General features: G+C 43.2%; 19 protein-coding genes, 1 tRNA gene and 1 pseudogene. 8 read left to right on the top strand and 13 right to left on the bottom strand.

The features are described from left to right. Window positions 1-66: 66 nt before the first annotated feature. The 5 genes from arsJ (at window position 67) to ald (ending at window position 6,855) form a co-directional block, all read left to right on the top strand. Window positions 67-1,299 carry an organoarsenical effux MFS transporter ArsJ gene (arsJ, locus tag AC2204_RS04675; RefSeq protein ID WP_318924327.1) on the top strand — a complete coding sequence of 411 codons (1,233 nt, stop codon included), beginning with the start codon at window positions 67-69 and terminating at the stop codon, window positions 1,297-1,299. A gap of 255 nt (window positions 1,300-1,554) precedes the next feature. Next, the gene (locus tag AC2204_RS04680; RefSeq protein WP_318924328.1) at window positions 1,555-3,849 is read left to right on the top strand and encodes a putative bifunctional diguanylate cyclase/phosphodiesterase; all 2,295 of its coding nucleotides are present in this window, start codon (window positions 1,555-1,557) and stop codon (window positions 3,847-3,849) included. A gap of 182 nt (window positions 3,850-4,031) precedes the next feature. Further along, entirely contained in the window at window positions 4,032-4,712 is a 681-nt protein-coding gene (locus AC2204_RS04685) for an HAD family hydrolase (RefSeq protein ID WP_318924329.1), read from the top strand. A 134-nt stretch (window positions 4,713-4,846) separates the two neighbouring features. Continuing rightward, entirely contained in the window at window positions 4,847-5,113 is a 267-nt protein-coding gene (locus AC2204_RS04690) for a hypothetical protein (protein WP_318924330.1), read from the top strand. Window positions 5,114-5,739: 626 nt separating this feature from the next. Then, window positions 5,740-6,855, top strand: coding sequence for an alanine dehydrogenase (ald, locus tag AC2204_RS04695; RefSeq protein WP_318924331.1), 1,116 nt, complete (start codon window positions 5,740-5,742; stop codon window positions 6,853-6,855). Window positions 6,856-7,026: 171 nt separating this feature from the next. On the opposite strand, the gene AC2204_RS04700 is transcribed toward ald, so the two are convergent. The 3 genes and pseudogenes from AC2204_RS04700 to AC2204_RS04710 all read right to left on the bottom strand — a co-directional run bounded on the left by AC2204_RS04700 (window position 7,027) and on the right by AC2204_RS04710 (window position 11,752). Then, window positions 7,027-7,674: a murein L,D-transpeptidase catalytic domain family protein gene (locus tag AC2204_RS04700; protein WP_318924332.1), complete on the bottom strand. Its 648-nt coding sequence runs from the start codon at window positions 7,672-7,674 to the stop codon at window positions 7,027-7,029. 615 nt (window positions 7,675-8,289) lie between these two features. Continuing rightward, window positions 8,290-10,587, bottom strand: a pseudogene (locus AC2204_RS04705) (chitinase C-terminal domain-containing protein); the annotation flags it as partial. Window positions 10,588-11,125: 538 nt separating this feature from the next. Beyond that, on the bottom strand, window positions 11,126-11,752 hold the full coding sequence (locus tag AC2204_RS04710) for a YccT family protein (protein WP_318924333.1): 627 nt from the start codon (window positions 11,750-11,752) through the stop codon (window positions 11,126-11,128). A 218-nt stretch (window positions 11,753-11,970) separates the two neighbouring features. On the opposite strand from AC2204_RS04710, the gene AC2204_RS04715 reads away from it, so the two are divergent. After that, entirely contained in the window at window positions 11,971-12,729 is a 759-nt protein-coding gene (locus AC2204_RS04715; RefSeq protein WP_318924334.1) for a sulfite exporter TauE/SafE family protein, read from the top strand. Between the two features lie 101 nt (window positions 12,730-12,830). Here AC2204_RS04715 and AC2204_RS04720 read toward each other — a convergent pair whose 3' ends face one another. Further along, complete coding sequence (locus AC2204_RS04720) at window positions 12,831-14,021, bottom strand: class I SAM-dependent methyltransferase (protein ID WP_318924335.1); 1,191 nt, start codon at window positions 14,019-14,021, stop codon at window positions 12,831-12,833. A gap of 114 nt (window positions 14,022-14,135) precedes the next feature. After that, complete coding sequence (locus tag AC2204_RS04725) at window positions 14,136-15,536, bottom strand: methyl-accepting chemotaxis protein (RefSeq protein ID WP_318924336.1); 1,401 nt, start codon at window positions 15,534-15,536, stop codon at window positions 14,136-14,138. A 94-nt stretch (window positions 15,537-15,630) separates the two neighbouring features. Here AC2204_RS04725 and yccX point away from each other — a divergent pair, with 94 nt between their 5' ends. Next, entirely contained in the window at window positions 15,631-15,903 is a 273-nt protein-coding gene (gene yccX, locus AC2204_RS04730) for an acylphosphatase (RefSeq protein WP_318924337.1), read from the top strand. Between the two features lie 28 nt (window positions 15,904-15,931). On the opposite strand, the gene tusE is transcribed toward yccX, so the two are convergent. The 3 genes from tusE to AC2204_RS04745 form a co-directional block, all read right to left on the bottom strand. Then, window positions 15,932-16,261, bottom strand: a complete 330-nt coding sequence (tusE, locus tag AC2204_RS04735) for a sulfurtransferase TusE (RefSeq protein ID WP_107284405.1) — start codon at window positions 16,259-16,261, stop codon at window positions 15,932-15,934. A 139-nt stretch (window positions 16,262-16,400) separates the two neighbouring features. Continuing rightward, entirely contained in the window at window positions 16,401-17,066 is a 666-nt protein-coding gene (locus AC2204_RS04740; protein ID WP_318924338.1) for a Bax inhibitor-1/YccA family protein, read from the bottom strand. A gap of 228 nt (window positions 17,067-17,294) precedes the next feature. Next, window positions 17,295-17,936: an adhesion domain-containing protein gene (locus AC2204_RS04745; protein WP_318924339.1), complete on the bottom strand. Its 642-nt coding sequence runs from the start codon at window positions 17,934-17,936 to the stop codon at window positions 17,295-17,297. Window positions 17,937-18,404: 468 nt separating this feature from the next. Here AC2204_RS04745 and AC2204_RS04750 point away from each other — a divergent pair. Continuing rightward, window positions 18,405-18,495, top strand: a tRNA-Ser gene (locus AC2204_RS04750). Window positions 18,496-18,593: 98 nt separating this feature from the next. Here AC2204_RS04750 and AC2204_RS04755 read toward each other — a convergent pair. The 5 genes from AC2204_RS04755 to AC2204_RS04775 form a co-directional block, all read right to left on the bottom strand. Then, entirely contained in the window at window positions 18,594-19,019 is a 426-nt protein-coding gene (locus AC2204_RS04755; protein WP_318924340.1) for a VanZ family protein, read from the bottom strand. Window positions 19,020-19,154: 135 nt separating this feature from the next. Next, window positions 19,155-20,060, bottom strand: a complete 906-nt coding sequence (gene galU / locus AC2204_RS04760; protein ID WP_318924341.1) for a UTP--glucose-1-phosphate uridylyltransferase GalU — start codon at window positions 20,058-20,060, stop codon at window positions 19,155-19,157. Window positions 20,061-20,246: 186 nt separating this feature from the next. Next, a complete protein-coding gene (locus tag AC2204_RS04765) occupies window positions 20,247-21,533 on the bottom strand; it encodes an O-antigen ligase family protein (protein WP_318924342.1) in 1,287 nt (428 codons plus the stop codon). Window positions 21,534-21,577: 44 nt separating this feature from the next. After that, the gene (locus AC2204_RS04770) at window positions 21,578-22,705 is read right to left on the bottom strand and encodes a glycosyltransferase (RefSeq protein WP_318924343.1); all 1,128 of its coding nucleotides are present in this window, start codon (window positions 22,703-22,705) and stop codon (window positions 21,578-21,580) included. A 51-nt stretch (window positions 22,706-22,756) separates the two neighbouring features. Continuing rightward, window positions 22,757-24,241: an undecaprenyl-phosphate glucose phosphotransferase gene (locus AC2204_RS04775; protein ID WP_318924344.1), complete on the bottom strand. Its 1,485-nt coding sequence runs from the start codon at window positions 24,239-24,241 to the stop codon at window positions 22,757-22,759. Window positions 24,242-24,607 lie beyond the last annotated feature (366 nt).

The raw sequence follows: 24,607 nt of genomic DNA on the forward strand, positions 1-24,607 counted from the left end.
TCTTGGTTAAATGAATCGCTCCTGTGGGATTAACTTCTGCAGGAGCAAACTGAAAGAGAACTCTGCATGATTGCCGTTTTTTCAACTCTGTCGAAAGAGGTACGCCAGTATATGCTGGTGACGTTCAATTACTGGAACTTCACCATCACCGATGGTGCCTTGCGTATGCTGGTGGTGTTGCATTTTCACCAGCTAGGGTATTCACCGCTCGAAATTGCTTCATTGTTTTTGTTTTATGAATTCTTTGGCGTGATCACTAACCTGATCGGCGGTTGGTTAGGTGCGAAACTCGGTTTGAATCGCACCATGAATATTGGCCTTGCGATGCAGGTGGTCGCGTTATCTATGCTGGCGGTGCCTTCTTCCTCTCTCACTGTTGCGTGGGTAATGCTGGCGCAAGCCTTGTCAGGCATTGCGAAAGATTTAAATAAAATGAGCGCCAAGAGTGCGATCAAAACACTGGTGCCGAACGATCAGCAAGGGGCCTTGTATAAGTGGATTGCGATCCTTACCGGTTCGAAAAATGCGTTAAAAGGTGCCGGTTTTTTCCTTGGTGGTCTGTTGCTGGCGACTCTGGGTTTCCAAGGTGCAGTGCTTTTAATGGCATCGGTGCTGGCCGCAGTGTTTGTGATGAGCCTGAGCTGGCTGGAAAAGGATCTGGGTAAAGCCAAAAATAAGATTAAGTTCAGTCAGATCTTCTCGAAAAGCGCCAGTATCAATATTCTTTCTGCGGCTAGAATGTTTTTATTTGGAGCCCGGGATGTCTGGTTTGTCGTGGCTCTTCCGTTGTATTTGGGTCAGGTATTTGGCTGGGATCATCTATGGGTCGGCGGTTTTCTCGCGTTATGGGTTATCGCTTACGGGGTCGTGCAGGGATTTGCACCGCGCTTAACCGGCAAAGCTAAAGGTGTGGTACCAGATGGCCGTGCCGCATTGGCTTGGGCCGGGCTATTAGCGACCATTACTGCGGCTATCGCGCTCGGGGTTCAGCTTAACTGGCAACCTGAACTGACTATCATTGTTGGTTTACTGATTTTTGGAGCGGTATTTGCGGTTAATTCATCTTTGCATTCTTACCTGATAGTCAGCTATGCCAAAGATGATGGTGTATCGCTGGATGTCGGTTTCTATTATATGGCGAATGCAATGGGACGCTTGATCGGCACCATTCTATCGGGATGGTTATATCAGGAAGCCGGGCTTGCCGCGTGTTTGTGGGTATCTTTTGCCTTTTTAGCCATCACTACGGTGATATCAGTGCGCTTGCCTGCGCACCCTAAAGTGCAAACCGTCACTTGAATAACTGTTGAAAAATACCCATGACTGCTTTGCATCATGGGTATCTATTCGTGAGGTTTTTGCAGAATATATTCATCATTCGATTCTTATCATGATGAAAGTCATCATTTTATTCATTTTTTTTGCTTCTCGGTAAAGAGCTCTTTTATTGATATATTGCATACTGTAGAGTCGCCCCAGATATGGGCTGATAAGCGGGAAGCAGAATACCGACTTATTAACACGAGGGTAGCTTGATAGTGGCACTTTATAGTGATGAATAAAATAATAAAGAATGCACTTCAGAACCTGTATGGAACAGAATTATTTGATAAAGCCACTGAGCTAGTTTATGACAAATTGAACCCTCAGCACTGTTTTATCGGTTACTTTGATGAGCATAAAAAGCAGGTCTGCACCCTGTCATATCGTGAAAACGGGAGAGTGGGGAAAAACTTCAGCTACAACCTTGTCGATACCCCGTGTAAACATGTTCAGTCAGACCGTTGTACCTGCCATTACCCTTCAAGTGTACAAGAGCTTTTCCCCCGTGATAAACCACGGCAAGACTTAAACGCAGAAGGCTATCTTGGCGTGCCAATTTTTGCTCATACCAATGAACCTGTCGGTATTGTTGCCTGCTTATTCGATAGTACTTATGAGCACTCTCAGGAGATTGAAGAGTGGAGTTGCAGCCTCAGTTATTTGCTCGGCGTTGAACTTAAATACTCGGCACTGTTATCCAAACAAAAAAAGTTAATGTGGGAGTCGGGTCAGGAACGATGGTTAACGATCAAAGGCAGGGAGGGTGAAAACGATGGTGATGGCAATCCGACGCGTATCGCCGGTATTCAACGTGATGCGACGATAAGTGTTGAAACAGAACGTCAGTTGAATCAGGCTAAGGTTGTGTTCGATAACACCTCGGAATGTATCCTTATTACAGATAACAACAACCGGATAATTTCGGTTAATCATGCATTTGAATGTACTACCGGGTATAAACAGCATGAGTTGCTGGGTTTGTCTCCTAGCGTTCTTTCCTCCGGCCTGCATGACAAAGATTATTACCAGTCGCTGTGGTTGAGTTTGCATACCAAGGGACGCTGGAAGGGAGAAATCTGGAATCGTCGTAAAAGTGGAGAAATTTACCCGGAGGAAATATCGATCAATGTGATTAAAGGCGTTGACGATTCCGTGGTGAATTACGTTGCGGTTTTCCGCGATATTAGCCATTGGAAAAAAGCGGAAGAGCAGCTGATATTTTTTGCCTATTATGATGCTTTAACAGGCTTAGTAAACCGTCGCAGCTTTACACAGCGAGTCGAAACTCAAAGCAAAAAAGTCAAAATGGATGATCAGGTGTTCGCGATTCTGTTTATTGACATGGATGATTTTAAGTCAATAAATGATCTCTATGGTCATGATTTCGGTGACAGGGTGTTAGTTCAGATTGCAGATAGACTGAAGTTAATTTTTCCTGACCATGACAATATCTGCCGCTATGGTGGTGATGAATTTTCCGTACTACTGCCAAATGTTAATGCAGAACAAGCCTCTGAATTGGCGCGAGAAGTGAACAGATCGATCGCTGAACCTATTAATATTGATGATATTGAAGTCAATGCGACCGTTAGTATTGGTATTTCTGCATACCCTGAAAGTGGTTTAACTCATAACGCATTGCTGAAAAATGCAGACTACGCCATGTACAATATGAAAGGTGAGGGACGTAATGGTGCTTGTCTTTATGATAGTCAGTTGCAAACACAAGATATTTTAAAGCTTCAGTTAAGAGATAGACTGAAAAAAGCGATTGCTGAACAGAGGATCTACGTTTGCTATCAGCCGATCATTCATACCCAAACAGGCCAAATTGTTAAGTTTGAAGCCCTTGCACGCTGGCATGACGACATCCAGGGTGACATTTCTCCCGCGGTTTTTATTCCTATAGCTGAAAAATACGGCCTGATAAATCAGTTAGGTATGTTGGTGCTCCATCAGGCTTGCCAGGATCTGAAAAAAATTCATGCGCTGGGTTATGGCTCTATCTGCTTTTCAATCAATCGTTCAGTAAAAGAGTTTATCAATCGTGGGCAAGATGAATGTATCTGCGATGTAATTGAACAGTATGAATTACCAAACAGCTCAATTGTGATTGAAATTACTGAGACAACTGCATCGAAAGAGAGTTGCTATATTCATGATGTATTGGCGCGATTTAAAAAGAGGGGAATTAAAGTTGCCCTTGATGATTTTGGTACCGGGTATTCATCACTGGGTGCGATCGTTGATCTGAGGCCTGATCTTATTAAAATTGATCGCAGTTTTATTACTGAGATTGAGAGTAATACCGGCAGCCTAACTCTGGTGTCACTCATACTTGAGCTTAGCCATAAGCTTGGTATCAAGGTCGTAGCTGAAGGGGTAGAGACAAAGGCGCAGTTTGATCTTTTGGAGGGTATGAATTGCCATTATATCCAAGGTTTTTATGTCAGTAGCGCAAAGCAAATAGATGCGTGTATCGATATGCTGATGAATGAATCCACGTTAATGCCCCGTGCGATCTAAATAAAAATCATGTGGTACGAATGCGGAATGAGTCACTTCTGTATTGGCTATCATAACTTGCAATTTAAAACGCAGTTTAAGCAATAAGAGAGAGATGTTATTCGCGATACATGGTTGAGTTGCGATCAAAGTGCGGAGCTTTTAATATAGCGCCTTCGCGGTAAGTTAAGGATGTAGGTTCTATGCAGGCAATTTGTTTCGACTTCGATGGTACGCTCGTCGATTCTGAAGTTTTCCATGCCGATAATTGGTCAACATTTTTAGAAAGTAGGGACATCGATTTTTCGAAGTCATCATTTCTGACGGATTATGCCGGTGTAACCTGGGATAAAGTCGCACAAGATCTGAAGCGACGATTTACTATTGAGCTGTCCGCTGAGTATATGCTGGAACAGATGGAGTCGATTACCGAACAGGCTCTTCTAGTCGGTAATATTCCAGCCAAGTCAGGGGTTAGCACCTTATTAAAAGCGTTAGCAGGTAAAGTACCTCTGGCTGTTGTGACAGGGGCGCCTCGGGCTTATGTTGAGGAAATTTTAGCCAGACATGGTTGGCTCGAGTTGTTTGATCATGTCTTTAGTGGTGACGATATAGCTAATAATAAACCTGCACCGGATATCTATCAGTTAGCTTGCGAGACGTTAGGTTTTGCTCCGCATCAGGTATTGGCGATAGAAGACAGCATTACGGGCGTGACTTCGTCAGTCGCTGCAGGGTTGAAAACGGTGTTAGTTAACGAAGTGGAACTGGAGCATAGCCAGCCGCTTGACTACTCTTTTTATTCAATGGATCACGCACATTCTGCGGTCATGGCGTTAGTGACTACATCAGCCGAGTCGTCGGTTTCTCAAGCTGTGGGCTAGCATTAAAACACTTGCTAATTTTTTGGTTTCTTATCGTCCTTGGATCTGGAGAGAAGGAACGCCGACAACGCTTAATATAACTGTGGTGTGAAATAGTATAAAATTTGTCGTAATTATTTAAGTAGGCACTAAAGATGCAGAATGAAGAAATCATGACTGGCGATATGCTGGTTGAAATCGTAGAAAACCAGCTTACAGATAGTAATCCGATCAAAGTTAAAGAAACGTTGATGCGTCTGATGATGACAGGAATAGGCCGTGATGAAGCCGTGCAGATGATCGCGTGCGCATTGTCTATCGAAGTGTTTGATGTGGCCAAAAACGAAGGTAGCTTCGATCTTAAACGCTATACAGAGAACCTGGCCGCACTTCCGGATATGCCATGGGAATTCGAAGACTGAGGCTCAGTTACTGCTAATCAGCCCTGATTCAGTCAAAAGAAGCCGTTAGCAGTCTATTGTTTTAGCGGCTTTCTTATCCCACCTGATTAATTTGAATGCCATGGCTTGCAGCTTTCATCAGCTTAATCTCCCTCTTTAGTCCTACTTCAATAATTCTATATATACCCACGCAACCTCAAGTATTAGACAGTGCTGAGGGGCAGGGCTTACCTTTCACCTCCTTTGTTAATAAAATATGTCTTTTGTTATAAGTCAGGTGTGTTCGTGTCAACCAAATTTGAGTCAAAACTAACCCAAACAGGATTTGATTCTAATTAACACCACGCAATCTCTTTCTAATTAGCTGAAATAGCTTAATTTTATCCACCTATGGTAGTGGTTGGCTCCACCTATACTTACATTTTTGGTTTTTATATCCAATATTACATTTAAACGTGGCTTACTGGTCTATCATGTGGCCATTATGTGATTCTTTATAATGTGACGAACTGCAAAGTTAGTTTATTCTGCTGCTGCAGAACAAAATGCCAGTTCCGGTTGTTTCATTTAGGTTAAAATTTGGTGACACATTCCGGAGGAAATTATTTATTGTTACTCAACACTAAACAGGCAGTAAGGAAACGACGATGATTATTGGTGTACCGAAGGAAATTAAAGTTCATGAATACCGTGTTGGTATGGTTCCAGCTTCTGTAAGTGAAGCAGTTGCCCATGGTCATACTGTGTATGTTGAGACACTTGCGGGTTCTGGTATCGGCTTCAGTGATCAAGATTACATTGATGCCGGGGCACAAATCTTGCCGACTGTTGATGCAGTGTTTTCAGAGGCTGAAATGATTGTCAAAGTAAAAGAGCCTCAGGCGGTTGAGCGTGCAATGCTGCGCGAAGGCCAGATTTTGTTCACTTACTTACACCTTGCCCCTGACCCAGAACAAACAGAAGATCTGATCAACAGCAAAGCCATCTGTATTGCTTATGAAACGGTTACTGACGATAAAGGTCGTTTACCATTGTTAGCGCCAATGTCTGAAGTGGCTGGGCGTATGTCGATTCAGGCTGGTGCTTTTGCCCTTGAAAAGTCAAAAGGTGGTCGCGGCATGTTACTTGCCGGTGTTCCAGGTGTTGAGCCAGCTAAAGTGGTTATTATCGGTGGGGGTGTTGTTGGTGCTAATGCTGCTCAGATGGCAGTGGGCTTGCGCGCAAATGTTGTTGTGCTAGACCGAAGTATTGACGTTTTGCGCAGCCTAGATGCTCAGTTCGGCGGTGCTGTTCAGTGTGTATACTCAACGAAAGATGCGATCGAGAAATATGTACTGGAAGCTGATTTGGTTATCGGTGGTGTACTCGTAGCGGGTGCAGCGGCTCCTAAGTTGGTAACTGCTGAAATGATTAAGAACATGAAACCAGGTTCAGCTGTTGTTGATGTAGCAATTGACCAGGGCGGTTGTGTAGAAACTTCACACGCAACCACCCACAGCGATCCTACGTACATTGTTGATGATGTTGTTCACTATTGTGTGGCCAATATGCCGGGTGCTGTTGCCCGCACGTCAACATTTGCTCTCAATAACGTAACGTTACCTTATATACTTAAACTTGCAGATAAAGGATATAAAACGGCACTTCAGGAAGATCGGCATCTTTTGAATGGCCTTAACGTGTACCGAGGTCAGATCACTTGTGAAAGTGTCGCTACAGCGTTAGATTTAAAGTTTGTATCTGCAGAACAAGTACTTGCTTAATTAATAGTGTCATTCCATGTTATATAAATCCCTGCTTCGGCAGGGATTACTTTTATCTATCCCCAACCCCCGAATTAATCGTGAAGCCATTTGCCTTTTTAATTAGATATTCATGTTAATAAAAACAGATGAGGCAAAATATCTCATCTCAGTTTATTTAAATATATAACATTAAGCGTGAGCGTAAATTACGCTGCCATTTTTAATGGTATCGATTATTTTCCTGGATAAACCGGTAGGCAGTGCCGGGCAACCCCAACTGCGTCCTAAGTAGCCATTTCGTTTGATAAAAGCTTCAGTGGCATACTCTGCACCGTGTACCACTATATAGCGACGGCGGGCGTTATCATTTACACCTTTGGTCAGGCCATTGAGTTTTAATGAATAACCATTACCGCCATTATAAGTTGTGTCAGTAAGAAAAGTGCCAAGGGATGTCTGTCTTGAGCTGACTATGTTAGAAAAACGGTTTGCGACCTTGCCGCCACTGTTTACACCGTGTGTTACATATGTATGATAAAGTAATTTATTTGTTTTTAAATCAATAACAAAGAACCTTTTTTCAGTCGACGGCCTGCTGTAATCAATAATAGTCAGTATCGATTTTTTTCTACCCTTAGTTGCAGTATAGGCAGCGTAACCTTCGGCAAAGAGTTGATAATCGATGATGTGATCGAGCTGGGCTTGTTTGTATATGTATTTGATAACAATATCGGCATTGGTACTTTCCGTGTATGAGTGACTTCTAACGTTACTTGCAGTTGCTTGAAGTGGTAAATAACTTAAAGCCAAAATGAATAGGCAAATTGCTTTGTTCATCGTCCTTACTTAACACTCTTTTTATTTTTAGGGTTAATGGGGCGGTGACTTTAGCATAAAATGAATTAAAGTTGATTGTTTGGGATATAAAAAAATATATACTTTTTACTTTATTTAGTCAGTTATATTTAACTTTAATGAATGATATTTGTTTATCTATCATAGAGTTATTTACATAACATGATTTAATTTTGACTTGCCACAAATGCAATCAAAAATGTAATAAAGTCTGAATGATTTTTTAATTATATGGTGTAAATTACTGTTATTGATGACTAATTTTTAAAGTGATTTATAAACAGTTTGATAAATACACGGTTAAACTGTTTGATTGAAAATTGAGCACAATATCTCATTTTTCTCTCTTTTGAGAAGAGTCAGCGCTATATAGCATACGCAACATTAGTCACGGACCTCCATGAGAGGGACTCGCAGTTTAAAGACCGAATGGAACAGCGATGAAGTGATATGTAATATACTGATATTTCATATGTCGTCGCTAAATAAAAAAACGCAGGTGATAGAGCTGGCCGAACATCACCTAATTGAACTACCACCTGCGTCCTTCATTGTGTCACTTAACCGATATTTTTTAACGGCAGTTTTTGACTACCGCTAAATGGCGCAGACACTAGCCCAACTGCCATCACTGCCTGGTGTTGAACTTGTCCACCAGTTGGCCTGATAGACAACACCGTTATGGATGATTTTATCACCTTGGTTAGCATGGCTGGGGTTTCCGGCCCAGTCTGTTTGTGGCCAGTTGGGGAAAGTGTTGATACCTGTTGTGACACATGGTTCGTCAGGACCAGGACCAGGCCCCGGACCTACAGGACCTACTGGCAAGGTCGGTTGCTCAAACTTAAACGCGTAATCTACACCATTTACATTCACAGTATAGTTAGCCGGGCCAGAGATTGGCAGGTAGTACACCATATCTAACTCATAAGTGCCGCCAGCCGGTAAGCCTTTCCAGCTAGGCAGAGTGAAGGCTACCCGGTGCATTACACCATCTAAACCACCGATGTTATCGGCACGAGTGTGACCAGAAGAGATAACCTTCAGACCGCCACCAGACTGATCTTTAGCATTGTCAGGCGCTGATACAGGAATATCGAACTGGAATTCAGTGCCTCCCGGCAGTTCCGTACCAGTGTTGTTGGTGAATGTGATTTTAGGATTGATTGGGTAGTTTTGGTCGCCAACCTTAAAGCCGCCAACCGATACTGTAATATCCAGTGCTGCTGTAGGAACAGGGCCTGTAGCGACGGTATTACCATATGGTGTGGCTGACTTGAACTTCTCGTAGATAGCCTTGGTCATAGTGTTACCCATGTGGTATTCACCATTGCCAGAAGCGCAAGCGCTTTCCGTTGCATCTACACTGGTACGCTTACCATTGGCATCAAGAACATAACAGCTGTAGTCACCTGCCAGTTCCCAGAACATGATGCCACCGATTTCTTTATCAATAACGTAGCTGGCTTTGGTGTTGATAGACTCTTTATCTTCAGTTGAAAGGAAGACCTTCTTCTCAGCATTCCACAGCCAAGGAGCAATCGCGACATTATCGTAATGTCGGTTATAGGTGCCAACCAGTTGATGCTGAGGATTATTGACCGGATCTAGCTCATAAGTAGCGGCATAACTACCGTAGATGCCCTTAGCAAGGTTCATTGCGTGCCACATTGGATTCGACCCCGCAGCCATTTCATGACCTTTGGTATTTTTATCATGCCATAAATTATCGATCCCCATAGCACCGTTGCCGCAATTGTTTTTCTCGCCCTCACCTGTACCGGGCGCGCATTCTGCCTGGTTAGGAAGTGCTGCTCTGCCCCAAAGGCCATTGGTACCGCCAGTGACATCTTTCCAGCCGCGGGTGTAGTAGGGGACGCCGATATTGATCCGGCCGGCTGGCATAGAACCGCGGAAATAGTGATAAGCCCAGTCGGTATTTAGGTAGCCAATGCCGCCGTAGGCAGCGGTACCATAAACGTTCCATGCTGCCAGTTCTGAGTCTTTACCAGTATCGTAGAGGGCTGCATTGTGGCCCACATGATCATTCCATGCACCGTGTAAGTCATAAGACATGATATTCACGTAGTCGAGGTATTTGGATACATCATGGGTTTCCATACCACGGAGCAGATAACCTGATGAAGGGGCGGCAATTGTGAGCATATAGTGGACGCCGTCAAGGGCACTTGCCTGATCCAGCTTTTCACGCAGAACACGCATTAACTCTTGATATGAACGCCATAGATATGGACGACGAGACTCAGAAAACGCTTTATCGTAAGGGTTACCGGCACCCGCCATGCTGGTTGGGTATTCATAATCGACATCAACACCGTCGAATTTGTATTTACGGATCATTTCAACGGCAGAAGTCGCAAATTTATCGATACCGGCTTGGTTGATACTGCCGTCAGCATTGGTGGTCATGCTATAGAATCCGCCGTCGGCAATACGGTTACCATCAGCACCGAAGTGACCGCCTGTTTCGGCCCAGCCGCCAATTGAGATCAGAGTTTTAACGCCATGTTTTGCTTTGGCGGTTGCCAACGCCCCGAAGTGGCCTTTAAAACCAAGCGCCGGATCGATTTCGACACCATCCCACTCCATCCCAACAGCCGGATTTGTTGGATCGGCTACATCGCCAATATTCACATTGCCGTCAGAGCCAATACTAACGAATGCATAGTTGATATGTGTGAGTTGCTCCCATGGAATATCTTTTACCAGGTACGAACTCTGTGGATCATTGCCAGCGCGCCAGCTGGTAAAGTAACCAATGACACGACGTGGGTGGTCGGCTCCCATGATTTCACGACCATCTTGATCATAAACGGTACAATAAGGCACCGTTACGCCTTCAGTCTGGTAGAGTCCGTCAGGGCGACAGTTGTTAGCAGTGTTTGCTGCTTGTGCATTGAATGCAATTAAGCATGATGCGGTAAGGGCACTGAGTGAAAAGATACACTTGATCACCTGGTGTTTCGAATGATTCATTTATTTATCCTTCAATCTTCGTTTAAGTAGGTAAGACAGTAAAACGGCTTGTTTTGCTTTAATTACGCCGAAAAACAACTATATGTTATGTGCCTAAAAAAGCATCATCACCTGTCTTTTTTTCCATACCAAATCTCAAAAAAATGTCATTTTAATGAAAGGCAACACTACTTATTTTGCAACAGCAACTAATTTATTCTATGAATGGAAAATACAAGATCAAAAGCGGTGATTTTACAGAATGTGGTCTTGTTTGTTATGGATAAGGAAAGGGTGAGAGTGTCGATTGCTGTAAATCCGGTATCATCGGATATTGTTTAATGTGAGATCTAATTATTACCTGAGGGCAGACTAAGTGACTAATCATCCATAGTACTCAGCCTTCATGCCCAAGCTACCTCAAGATGAAGGATTCAGTGGGATACCTGCTGTTTGATTACAGCTGATTGATACGTGCCTTAAAGCGAACACGCGTAGCCTCATCAGCTTGTTGATACCAATAATTCAGCATGCTTTCTGCGACATTTCCATCTTCTGCTTGGTTAGCCACAATGGTACTTTGATTGATTGCTGACAGTGAGGCGATTGGTAAGCTGGTTACAGCGGCAGGCTGCGATGTCTGGTTGTAAGCGGCAATTTCAGCTTCAAAATCACGCCCAAGCTGCATACCGCTATTCATCAGTTTGTCTTGTTCGAACGCTATGGGAGTACCGGTATTATTCGTTAATGTAAGTGCCGGTTCACGATTAAATGCCCGCCCGTCTAAACTCGAACGTAACTTAGGAAGTGTTAGTGAAACGTGGGTATCTGTCCCGCTAAACGCCATGATAATAACATCTGATTTGAAGATACTGTATTCACCGTTTTCACGATATCCGCCTTCGTACCGGAAAGCGATTTGGTTTTGGCCATTGTTCAGAGTAAGCGTGTCGTTCCCCTGAGCTTTAATACCATTAACCAAGATAAGTTCAGCGCTGTCTGGCAGGTCAATATTCACAGCTGCAAAGGATGGGAAACCTAGCCCACATGCTGTCATTGCTAGAATGGCGGTACGTAGTTTCATGTTTATTCCTTGATCATTTTTGTTGTACATTGATATCAAATTTAATAAATGGCTTATAGTACTGTTAGATCTTAGTGACTGATTTTGAAGCTTTAACCTTAACCTAAACTGAATACTGAATATTTATAGCGTTTATAACAATGTGACATAAAATATTTGCAGAATGACTTATAAAATACGTTAACATAACCTGAAGGGCTAAAGGATGGCGGTTTGATATGGATATAACGCTGCTACAAGTTATTCTTTTATTGGTGACAGGGTTTCTTGCCGGAATGATTAATACGCTTGCGGGGGGCGGTTCAAACTTAACCTTGCCTGCACTGATGTTAATGGGGATGCCCGCGGAGGTTGCGAATGCAACGAACCGACTGGGGGTGCTAATGCAAGCCGTTACTGCCGTCGCCGGTTTTAAGCGTCACAGAAAAATGGAATCTGACGACATTGTTCCCATTCTTATCCCTTCGGTTATTGGTGGATTACTAGGAGCGGGAGCAGCAGCATATATGCCCTCCAGCCTCATCAAACCGCTGTTATTAGGCACGATGTTAACAATGGCATTCGTTATGCTGGTCAAGCCTTCAGTGATGGCGCCTGAGCCTGGCACACCCGTTAAGAAAGTCATGCAAACACCACATTCGTGGTGGGGGCTTGGGATGGCGGGTTTTTATGGCGGATTTGTTCAGGCTGGAGTGGGGTTCGTCTTAATTGCCGCACTGGCCGGTACGCTACGTTATGATCTGGTTCGGGCAAATGCATTAAAAATGCTTTGTACGCTAGTGTTCACTCTTGTCGCTTTGGTATTGTTTGTTATTGAAGGATTAGTGTTGTGGACGCCAGGTTTGATCTTGGCATTTGGAACGATGTTTGGTGCCCATATTGCAGTAAATATGGCAATTAAAGCCAAACCATCAACGTTAAAGTGGTTTTTGTTTGTGATGACATTGAGTGGTTGTATTGCCGCGATGCTGCATTAGCCGCTTTTAAGGTATCAGTGATACGTCTATTTTAGATTATTCGGCCCTAGACTGAATGATAAAGCCTGACGGGTGTCAGGCATTATCATTTATCGTATTGCTTATTTTACGTAGCAGGCAAAGCCTTTCAGGTAGAAACCTTCAGGGTATGCACTGTCTAACGGGTGATCGGCCGCCTGACTAAAGCGTTCGATAAATTGTACTTCACGCTTGGCATCAAGAGCGGCATCGGCAATGATCTTTTGAAAGAGGTTATTGTCCATCAGACCTGAACATGAGTAGGTCAACAGTGTGCCTCCAGGCTTCAGAATTTGCATCGCCAGCATGTTAATGTCTTTGTAACCACGACATGCACCCATTAGCTGCGATTTTGACTCCGCAAACTTTGGCGGATCCATAATTACCACATCAAACAGCTCGCCGCGCTCACGGTATTCACGTAACAGTTTAAAGACATCGGCATTTAGGAATTCAGCATTTTCTACCGGAAGGCTGTTCATTTCAGCATTCAGGCGTGCTGTATCAAGTGCCGGCTGTGAAACATCGACATTGACAACCTGGCTTGCGCCACCTTTTAGGGCATACAAACCAAAACCACCGGTGTAGCAGAAGCAGTTGAGAACGCGTTTGCCATTAACATATTTCACGGCAGCCTGGCGGCTATCTCGCTGATCAAGGTAGAAACCTGTCTTGTGGCCACCAACGATATCGACATTAATCTTTATACCGTTTTCTTCAATGACAACAAATTTAGGGGGCTCTTCACCAGAAAGCACGCCGGTACGTTGCTTCAGGCCTTCTTTTTTACGTACCGCAACATCAGAACGTTCATAGACACTGCAATCCGGGTAGCAAATGTTAAGTGCTTCTACCAATGCATCTTTTTGTGCTTCAGCACCCGCACTTAGCAGTTGACAGACAAGGAAGTTCTGATAGCGGTCGATAGTAATACCAGGCAAGCCATCCGATTCAGCGGCGATCAGGCGGTAACCTGTCAGCCCATCACGAGCGGCCAAAATATCACGCAGGCCTTGCGCTGCTTTGAGGCGATTAACAAAAAAATCGACATCAATGGCTTCGTTTTTATTGAATGTCCATACGCGAACACGGATCTGAGACTGTGGAGAATAAGCACCGCGTGCTAACCATTCACCTTTGTTGTCATAGATATCGACGGTTTCACCCAGTGAAGGTTTACCGTCAATGCGATCAATGCCGCGAGAGAAGACCCAAGGATGGCGGCGGCGCAGTGATTTTTCACGGCCTTTTACCAGATAAATAGAAGCTGTCATGACTTGCCCGGTGTGGAATTCGAATGGGGGCGTATTATGTTGCTCGTTGTTCTGAAAAGCAAATGAAAAAGCCGCCAAATCAGGCGGCTCTAGGGACTCAGGCTGAGCTCAGAATTAAGCTTTCAAGCCGCTCATCAAAGATTCCAAGACCTGTGCTTGCTGATTTAAACGTTCAATTTCATTGGTTGCTTGTGAAATGACATCGCAGATCTGGTGTGACTGTTCACGAACCTGCTCAACATTAGAGGCAATATTATCGGCAACGGCACCTTGTTGCTCTGCAGCGGCCGCAATTTCAGTACTGCGATCGGAGATTTGCTGGTTGCGATCTGTAATCTGGCTGATTTCGCCGTCAACTGAGTCCATCATTTGTTCGCTGTGGTGCGCATTATCAACGGTATTTTTCATTACTGACATTAGCTGCTGGCTGTTTTTCTGCAATGATTCAATCATCTGCTGAATTTCTACCGTAGCACTTTGTGTACGGCCAGCCAGAGTGCGAACTTCATCGGCAACCACGGCAAAGCCTCGGCCTTGCTCCCCGGCCCGGGCGGCCTCAATAGCAGCATTCAGTGCCAGTAGGTTTGTCTGCTCAGAAATACTATTGATGGTAGTGACCACGTCATCAATCTTAGCGGCATTGTTATCTAATTCAGTGACAGCATTTGCTGCCATGTTGATTTCAGAAGAAAGTGTTGAAATCGCAGATTTAGTTTCACCAACCTGGGCACGGCCATGTTCAGTAACCTGCTGAGCTTCACGGGTCTGATCTGAGGTCTGATGCGCATGAGTTGCGACTTCACGAATCGATGTGGCCATCTCTTCGGTGGCACTGGCCAGTGAATCTAAATGTTGCTGCTGAATAACAGATAACGATTCACTCTGCTGACTGCTTTGACGCAAACTACTGCTGATCTGCTGCATCATTGCTGTCGCTTCTTGTGTTGCCTTAACCAGTTTTTGTTCACGATCGGCGACGCGGTCAATGGTTATTGCAATGGTGCTGAATTCATCACGAACCTGAAAGAAGTTCATACGGCCCGTCAAATCGCCCTCGGCAAGGTTGAGCAGGGCTCTGTTCATGGTGAACATTGCACCGCCGATGAACGTCATAATATAGTAGACAGACGCTAAAACAACAGCCAGCAAAGTGAGTGTCAGGCTGATTTGTACAGAGGAAAGGTAGCTATACAGGCTGGGTGCATCAACAGCTGAGAGCGAATAATTCAGTTCGGATACCGAGGTAGAAAGATCACCGCCACCAAGTTTTAAGCCGCTCTCACTTAGTAACATTGACGCATCGGTCTGGCTGACATTGTACTTTGCAAATAACGCTGCAGTTGTATCAAGTTGTTTTGTCGTGATTTCAACACGCTGCTTTTGGGCAGCATCAACTAAAATTGCACTAACGCTGATAATTGCTATCAATGGAAGTAGGAATAACAGATAGAACTTTTCTTGCAGCTTTAAGTGAATGAGGTATTTATCGATCCATCGAAATGCGATTTCTTTCATTGGGCTTCCTATTTACAAAGGTTATTTTTGTTCTAATTGATAAATTACAATATAAGAGCTTATCGGAATGCAAATAGATCTCTTGAGGTGATTCATGTCACAAATTTGTGTAAAAGCGAATGTGAAAGGCATAGTGCAAGGCGTAGGGTTCAGGTTTCATACTGCGCATGAAGGGCTAAAGGACGGGTTAACGGGGTATGCGATGAACCTCCCAGACGGAAGTGTGGAAGTCTTAGTTTGTGGTCATGAAGAAAATGTGAATAAACTGCTGGCTTGGCTAAAAAAGGGGCCCAGGATGTCGAGGGTTGATAAGGTTGAAACAGAAGAACTTGAGTGGCGGCATGTCGATGGTTTTGAAATCAAATAACAGAGGGCGTGAACGCCCTGTGTTTATGCTAGATACATTTGACCGGCTTAGGTAACCCGGCTAGTTTTGTCGCCTGCTTGGCCGGACCTTTCGGAAACAGCTTATAAAGATAGCGAGAGCTACCTTTGTCTTCACCGTATTTCTTCGCCATGGCTTTAACCAGCATACGAATAGCTGGGGATGTGTTGAATTCCAAATAGAATTCACGAACAAAGTTCACCACTTCCCAATGTGCTTCGGTCAACTCTATACCTTCTTCTTGTGCCAGAAGAGGAACGAGCTCGCTTGACCAGTCATCAATATTCTTCAGGTAACCCTGAGCATCGGTTTCTAATTGTTTGCCTTCGAATTCAAGCATGATGTGCCTCGATATTTGGAACGCAGAGAGGATAGTGACTCAGAGACTTTGCTGCAAGTAAAAGTAAGAAATTCGGCATTCGAAATAAAAAAGCGCCCACAAGTGGACGCTTTAGAAATCAGTCTGTGACTAAATAATATTAGTCATCACTACCCATAATACCTAAGATTTGTAACAAGCTTAGGAACAGGTTGTAGATAGAGACGTACAGCGTAACAGTTGCAGAGATGTAGTTAGTTTCACCACCACGAACAATCGACTGTGTGGTTAGCAAAATTGCTGCTGATGAGAACAGCACAAACATACCGCTAATTGCCAGAGAAAGTATCGGCATTTGCAGGAAGATGTTTGCAATCATACCCACAACAATCGCGATAAAACCTGCAAGCAGCATACCGTTCAAGAACGATAAATCACGTTTAGTAGTAAGAGCATATGCAGAACACGCTAAGAAGGTCAGGGCAGTACCGCCTAGAGCCGGAACAATAGCGTGGCCTAAACCTGCACCAAGATACATGTTAAGGATTGGCCCAAGGGTATAACCCATGAAACCCGTTAATGCGAAAGTAAAGACAATGCCTAAGCTACTGTCACGGTTTTTTTCTGTCAGGAACATTAAACCGTAGAAACCAACCAAGGTGATGATGATGCCAGGATAAGGCAGGTTCATTGCCATAGAAAGACCAGCAATAGCAGCAGACCAGATCAGCGTCATGGATAACAGGAAGTAGGTATTTCTTAAAACCTTATTGGTTGAAAGTACGCTATCGTATGAAGCACTACGATTGACAATACGATCGTTCATAAGTTGTCCCCTTAGGGTTAGTTATATTGATATCTATTAAGACATATATGAGGGTGAAAGTTCATAAATGCAAGTCATTCATGCGTATTTGAATAATCACCAGCTCGTAATGTCTTTGCTAGTTCCTTATAACGCATGATACTTAACATTTCATTATCTTTAAAAGCAAAGTTGTAAAATTATGTTTCAATGCTGATAAAGCTCACAAAAACAAATATTTATGTAAGATTAGTCAGATACGCAAGTCGTGTAAAGTAAGGCTGGTGGACGGTATTCATCGTATTTACCGTTTCTTAAATTGATCGTTTTAATCTCTCCTGACAATGGATTGACAGAACGGCTCCAATAATTGACCTGAGTCGGCCATTGATACCGCAGCACAAGGTGTTGCCCGTGAGTTTGAAGCCGCTCTAATTCTTCAAAGTACGGTAAGCGCAAACCAAAACGTTTACACCAACTCTCTGCAGAAGAGAGATTAACCCGAGACCAATAGTTATCTTTTTCACTGATAAACATTGGAGGCATAGTTTTGGTTGAGTTGATATTTCGAGGCTGATGATACTTTAATCCATTGAAAGTGAACGAGTAGATAATCGAATTTAAAATCACCCGATTTTCAATCAATGTCGAGACCTGCGCACTGTCTCCTTTATTGTTAGATTTTTCCGACAGTTTTGCCGCGGGTAAGCTCTGCTGTTCTTTATCTGGGATATTGATTTTATTTGCTGTCTGGCGAATAAAAGTCGTTATATTCAGCAGATCTGAAAATCGTTTTTTTGCTTGCAATGCCTGAGTGTACGTGGAATACGGGCCGGCTAAACAACGGAAGTGATTGTTGTCTTTGATCAGATAAGTTTTATTCGTAAACAAAGTATTTACCTTTTCAGTAAACGCCTTGCCTGGTAAAGAGTGGCTGTAGTTACACTGAACCCAGAAGCTTCCTTCTGTAGGTTTGGGCTTTTTCCCCCATAACCCGGAGCCAATATCGCATTGAGCATTTAGTTGCCGCCAGTCACCAGTCTGAGGTGATAAAACTGTGTGGCAAAACGTCATCTCGGTCTCAGTGGCAAGGGCTGAGTGCGGCAATAACAAACAAGGCAACAATGAGCAATAAACAGCAAAAAGTTTTATATTGCTAGGCATGATGAGCTTACTAATAATAATCACAGCTACGAATTTTAAGCCATATAAGAGCATAAAAAAGGTCGTAAGTAAGCGGAAAAAACGCTAGAAAAAGTAGAAATAGACCATTTTGTTTTTATTCTGAGCGGTTGAGCAAAGAATAAATAAAAAGAGTTTACAACAAAAAAAGAGGTGCGTATTATCCACCGCAATTACGGAGAGATGGCTGAGTGGTTGAAAGCACCGGTCTTGAAAACCGGCATACGTTTATAGCGTATCTAGGGTTCAAATCCCTATCTCTCCGCCAAATTCAAAAAAGCCAGCTTAATTGCTGGCTTTTTTACGTCTGTAATTTGAGAGAGAGGTGGGCCGTCCAGAGCGTTCAAAATATACTCGCACAGTTATTTATGAACGGTGCTGATGATCGTTCATTGTGGTTTTCAGCAGCAAGCGACCTGCTCCCCAACCCAGCAGCAGGCCCACATAGTTGACCACCAGATCTGCAAAGGAAAAATGACGATAACTGGATAATAACTGCAATAATTCATCGGTCGAAAATGAAATGAACAGACAGATAAACACCCGATTGACAAAGTGTGTCGATGGTTGGCGTCGGGAAGTATTTACTGCCAGACTTACCAGTAATGAGATATAAAACGCCACGATTAGGTGAAGTGCTTTGTCGCCCCCGACGATGTCTTCAACAGCTTGAAAAAATACGTTATACCAGCCAATGCTTTTTAGCAGTGAGGCGCAGGCGAACAGCGTGACTGATATCAGTACAAACGCCCTAAAGAGCAAGGTCGGCAACATTACTTTCTGTGACTCCACTTCGTTTTACTTTCGTTTTTTCTAAATATCAACAGCGTTTACGCAAGCCCCGTAGACCAGAAGATTGTATTACCGAACCTGCCAACAAAGAAAGTCAACAGGTTGGCAATGAACGCAAGGGGAAAAAATACACCGCTAGCCATTTGAAATTAAAGGTGTTACGCCAGGGTTGGTTTCAGTGACAGAATCCGCGTCCTGGGGGCGACTCTGGACTGTTTCGGCTAGATATATATTTTGGTAACAGTAGTTGGTGGCGTCGATAAAGCCTTCGACACTGCCACAATCAAACCTTTTCCCCTCAAATTTATAAGCTAATACACAACCATTTTTCGCTTGTTCCAACAACGCATCGGTGATTTGTATTTCCCCATTTTTGCCGGGTGGGGTATGTTCCAGGATCTCAAAGATATCGGGTGTTAGAATATAGCGGCCGATAATAGCCATATTGCTGGGTTCGGTGCCGGGATCCGGCTTTTCGACCATGTCTTCAACCCGGTATAGGTTGTCTTTGATCTTCTGGCCCGCAATAACCCCATATTTATGGGTTTCATCATCCGGCACTTCTTCAACCGCAACAATAGAGCAGCGGAATTGTTTATACAGTGCGACCATTTGTGCCAGCACACCTTCATGTTGGTTGATGCAAAGATCATCAGCTAATACCACAGCAAACGGTTCATCACCAACCAGGTCTCGCCCTGTCAGGATAGCGTGGCCCAAGCCTTTCATCTCATGTTGGCGAACATAGGTAAAACTTGCACTTCCGATGGTTCGGCGAATATCGACCAGCAGCGCCTCTTTGGAGCTGCCACTGATTTGATGTTCCAGCTCATAATTTTTGTCAAAGTGATCCATCAGGGAATGTTTACCGCGGCCAGTCACAATACACATGCCTTCTATTTTGGCTTCCAGTGCTTCATCAACACCATATTCAATCAGTGGTTTGTTGACGATAGGCATCATTTCTTTCGGCATCGACTTTGTGGCAGGTAAAAAACGGGTACCGTAACCTGCTGCCGGGAAAAGGCATTTTTTGATCATATTCAAGTCCTGAATTATTACTCTATGTATGAATGATAATTTGGAGAATGACACCAATTTCTAGACACCATTTTGGTCACGTTACTTATTGTTTCGTCGTTATCAGAACGAGGGTATAAGTACATTTTGACCAGAATAATATATTGGAGTCATTGTCCGCCCCGGATTTTTCTTTCGTTTTTAAAATTAAGTAGATGGGTTCTTGTATTGTTCTGCCCCCCTTAACGCTGAATGATGTTGAACGGCTGCAACAGCCATACTCGAATGTACAGAAAGATAAGAGACAAAAAAGGCTAAAAAGAACACTGTTTGAGGCCCCATGGAGTCACTCATCATATTGGCTAGTATGTATGCAACTATCGATAACTTGCACACACTCGCTCGATCATCCTCAACTCTGCTTTGACCCAGACTTGTACGATAAAAGACCAAAGAACAGAGGAAACAACTAATAAAGAATGTTCCGGCTGGGCCGAAAATACGCAGATAATCAATGAATAAATTATGACTGTGAGGAACGGATGGCGGCAGGCTGCTGTTAAAACCTTCGCCAAGATAGGGGTAGCGTGTGCCTACACCCCAGGAGTAATCCCATAATTCTATTCGTGAAACGATTGTCCGGTATTCGAGCAAGTCATCGAGTGACAATGTTGTCAAAACTTCAAACAGGCGTGGGTTGACACGTAGTAAGATATTAGATTGTGTAATTAAAATAGCGGCGAATGACAAGAAAAGAATACCACCTAAAAATTTAGCGATATTTCTGCTGGATATAGGAAATGAAAAATAGGCGATAAGGACGATGAGGGAAACAACGACGTTTGTCTTTGAGCCAGCCAGGAGCATCATCATGAAACAAGCAAAAACCATGAAAATCGCGAACGTTTTTTTGAGTAGCCTGGTCTGCGCCAAGAAGTTAGCGACATAGAAGAGAAAAGTCGTCGACACCATAATAGCCAGTTGATTTGGATGTGAGAATAGCCCTGAATAACGATCTCCGTCATAGTATGAAGAGGATAAGTTAAATCCATTTTTTTGTAGCAAGACCACGAAAAGGTTAAGTATTAAACCTATCGTTATGAGGTAATAAAAGCGTTCGAAAAGATTTTTGTCATTGTAGAAAAGGAACGAAAAATAAAGATAACAAGTTGTAAAGATGATCACGGCAGTAAACGATCTGGACATCACGCCATCATCAGGGCTGATCATAAAGCGAATTATGTGTAAAAGATAAAGTGCTAGCACGCAAATAAAAAGAAGCTTGTTTTTTCGGGCTTGGTAGTGGAAAAAAGATAGCATGGTTTTGTCTTTTAGCACCGTAACAAATAATATGACAAGACACATGATGATGTAAACGTAGCTAAGGCTTGCCCTGGAGTCCCCAAGCCGCAAAAAGCTTGGCATGCAGGCAAGCAGCAGAGCAATGCTCATTAAGACCTTGAAGACATTGGTTAGATGGTGTTCCCTAGTCATTAATGTCGTCCCGCGCAATGAATCATGAATTGGGGAGGGTGGATTTAGTTAGTGTATTCACTGTTAAGCTCTCCCTTATACAAGTCCAGCCATCTCTTTTTCGTTACATTTACGTTGAACTCTCTTTTTGCAAGGGTATAAGACGCTTGGCTCATTTGTGCCAGGCGTTTGGGATCGTTTTTCATTAGCCTGATTGCATTTACATATTCTTCAACTGTCTTGCATGCATAGCCATTGTCATATTCCCCCCGGCTATCCTTAGCGTCTCGCCTCGGGTGTAAGCAATCGAGATTAGACTGACAAGTGGAGGTTACTATCGGTATTCCCAGTGCCAACGATTCGATAAGGGTTCTCGACAAACCTTCCCAGCGGGAGGGGTGGAATATTAGTGAAGATTGGCTGATTTCTTTAAATAAATCAGATTGAACCATATGGTCAATAATAGTGATGTTATCCGGTAGTCCGCCGTTTTTATCAATAATACTTTGGCGATAATCAAGATCAGAAGACCCGACCCAGGTAAATTTGATTTCAGCCAGGTTTTTCGCGACATCAATGAAAGTATCAAAGGCTTTTTGATGGCATATTCGACCGACAGAGATAACCTTGAATTCATCATCATTATTATGACTACTCGGTCTGTCTGCAATTACCACTGAATTATTAATGTTAAATATTTGTTTGGTGAATTTTTTTCCAATATTGAATTCGGCCGGGCCACAGGAAACGGTACGTCCCAGAACCGATAAGCAAATTTCTGCGATGAGAAAAACGTGTCTGACTACCCAGTTGATATCTTGTCGAAGAAACGAGTAAGCTCGTGGCGAATAAAAAACATAAGGGACGTGTTTTCCAATCGGTGCCAATCGAGCATACATACCGCCATAACTACTATGACCGTGAATGGCGTGGGTATTTTTGTCGATAAAGGATCGTACTTTTAAAATATTAGCGATATGACGAAACAGGCCTTCAGAGGACATCTCTACCCATGTTATATCGGAATCAATATCTTTGATTTCTGATTCTGTTCCGTCTCGGCGGCAATAAAAAACAACTATTTCGTATTCATCTTTTAAAAGCCCGCTCAATTGCTTGAGCGACTTGGCCGTTCCATAGGCAAAGCATTCTGTGACTTGTATGACTTTTTTCTTGGGTCCGTTCTCTGTCATCTTTTGCCTCCTGCGGGTAGCGCCGTGTTAACTTGTACCTGTCTACAAAAATCAGTACGCATCATGTGAGAATAGTTTAAATGGTGTGATTAGGAGAATTTTAAGATCGAGAAAAAGACTCCAGTGATTAATGTATTCAATATCATGTGCGGCTCTTAACTCCATTCTGTCCAGGGTTTTAGTGGTGCAATCATCACCACCACGAAAACCACATATTTGTGCCAGGCCGGTAATTCCGGGCTTGATGCGATGTCGAAGCATAAAGCTAGGTATGTGTTTTGAATAAAACTGATTTACCTCAATGGCATGAGGCCTTGGCCCAACCAAGGACATATTCCCTTGAATGACATTAAAAAGTTGGGGCAGTTCATCAATGCTTGTTTTACGAATGAATTTTCCCACTGCAGTCACCCTCGGATCATTACGTTTTGCGAGCTCGAGTTTGTTCTCCTTGTTTTCCATCACATACATTGATCTGAATTTCCATATATCAATCTCCTTGCCATCCCAGCCATGGCGTTTTTGCTTAAAAAATACCGGGCCGGGTGAGGTTAATTTTATAGCCAAGGCGACTGGGACCATCAAGGGCAGCAGTATAATGAGTGAAGCAATGGCAATGACTTTGTCCATCAGTGACTTCATCAACACGGCTTTTACACTCGACATCGGGCTGCCCGATAAAACCAACAGTGGCAGGCCTGAGAGTTCCTTAATACTCTGGTTGATGGTTGTAATAGTAAAAGTATCGGGAATCCAGATGATATCTACGCATTCCTCATCCAGGTCTTTAATAATATCTTCTACTTTACTGGACTGACTTAATAGCAACGTTATATAGATGCGCCGAATATTGTGTTGCTTGAGGATGTCTCTCAAGTCATCAATTGCGCCAAGAACGGGCACCGGGCCATCCCATGACGTTCTGGCTTCCGGATCATCATCAACAATGCCAACGATCCTATCGGGCAACCATGTATTATTACTGAGTTTTTTAACAAGTTGTTCGCCCAGAGCATTGGCTCCAACAACCAATGTTGGGATAGCTTCACGGAAGTGAAATAAGTATTTTTTAGAAATCAAATAGGTAAGGAAATAGACTCCTGACTGAACCAATAATCCAAGTGTTGCCCAAAGTACCAGTACTAATCTTGAATATTCAGTTGATGATTTCGTTATAAAGGTAAAAAAGATTAATGACAGCACAACCAATGCCCAGGCTTTGCTCAGAACCCAGAGTCCAAATAGAAAGCTTCTACGGCGTCCTAAGAGATTGCCATCAGACTGGTGATACACGCCCATTAACTGATATACGATGTAGACGAGAAGACCATTAACTACAGTAAGTGACTGATATTTTTCCGCCATTTCTCCTTGGTTCCAGTAAGCACAGCCCATCATAATCGCGATGGAAGCGAGAATACTGCCGTAGAGTTGGCCATAGACCAGCAGGGTGTCATGAAAGCGATATAGCTTTTTGTTAGGGCGGGCATCAACAAAGTATCCCGACTTATTGTTTATGTTCTTCATTTTTGACATTTTTTGTAGTTCCCGAATAACTCAATACACGCAAGCTATTATGTAAATAAAGTCCCTTTGTATTTGCTAGATCCCTCTTTTGTTACTAATTTAATACCAGCGATATTACTAATTTAAGATAAGCAAATGGTTAAGATGTTGTCGTTTTCATTTTTGAGATTTACTTGCAATAATTAGAAGTGAATTATTTATGCTTTTGAATTTAATGATAATTAAAGGATGAAAGTGTGAAGAGTAAGAAAGTTAGGTAATTATTTTACGTGACGATTTAATTGTCCTATAGATTAATGAACGGTAGGGAATATACGAATAATTTGCTGTTTGATATTGACTAATTGGTTTTTATGCAACAAGACTTAAATGTGG

It is taken from the genome of Photobacterium sp., from assembly GCF_057456235.1.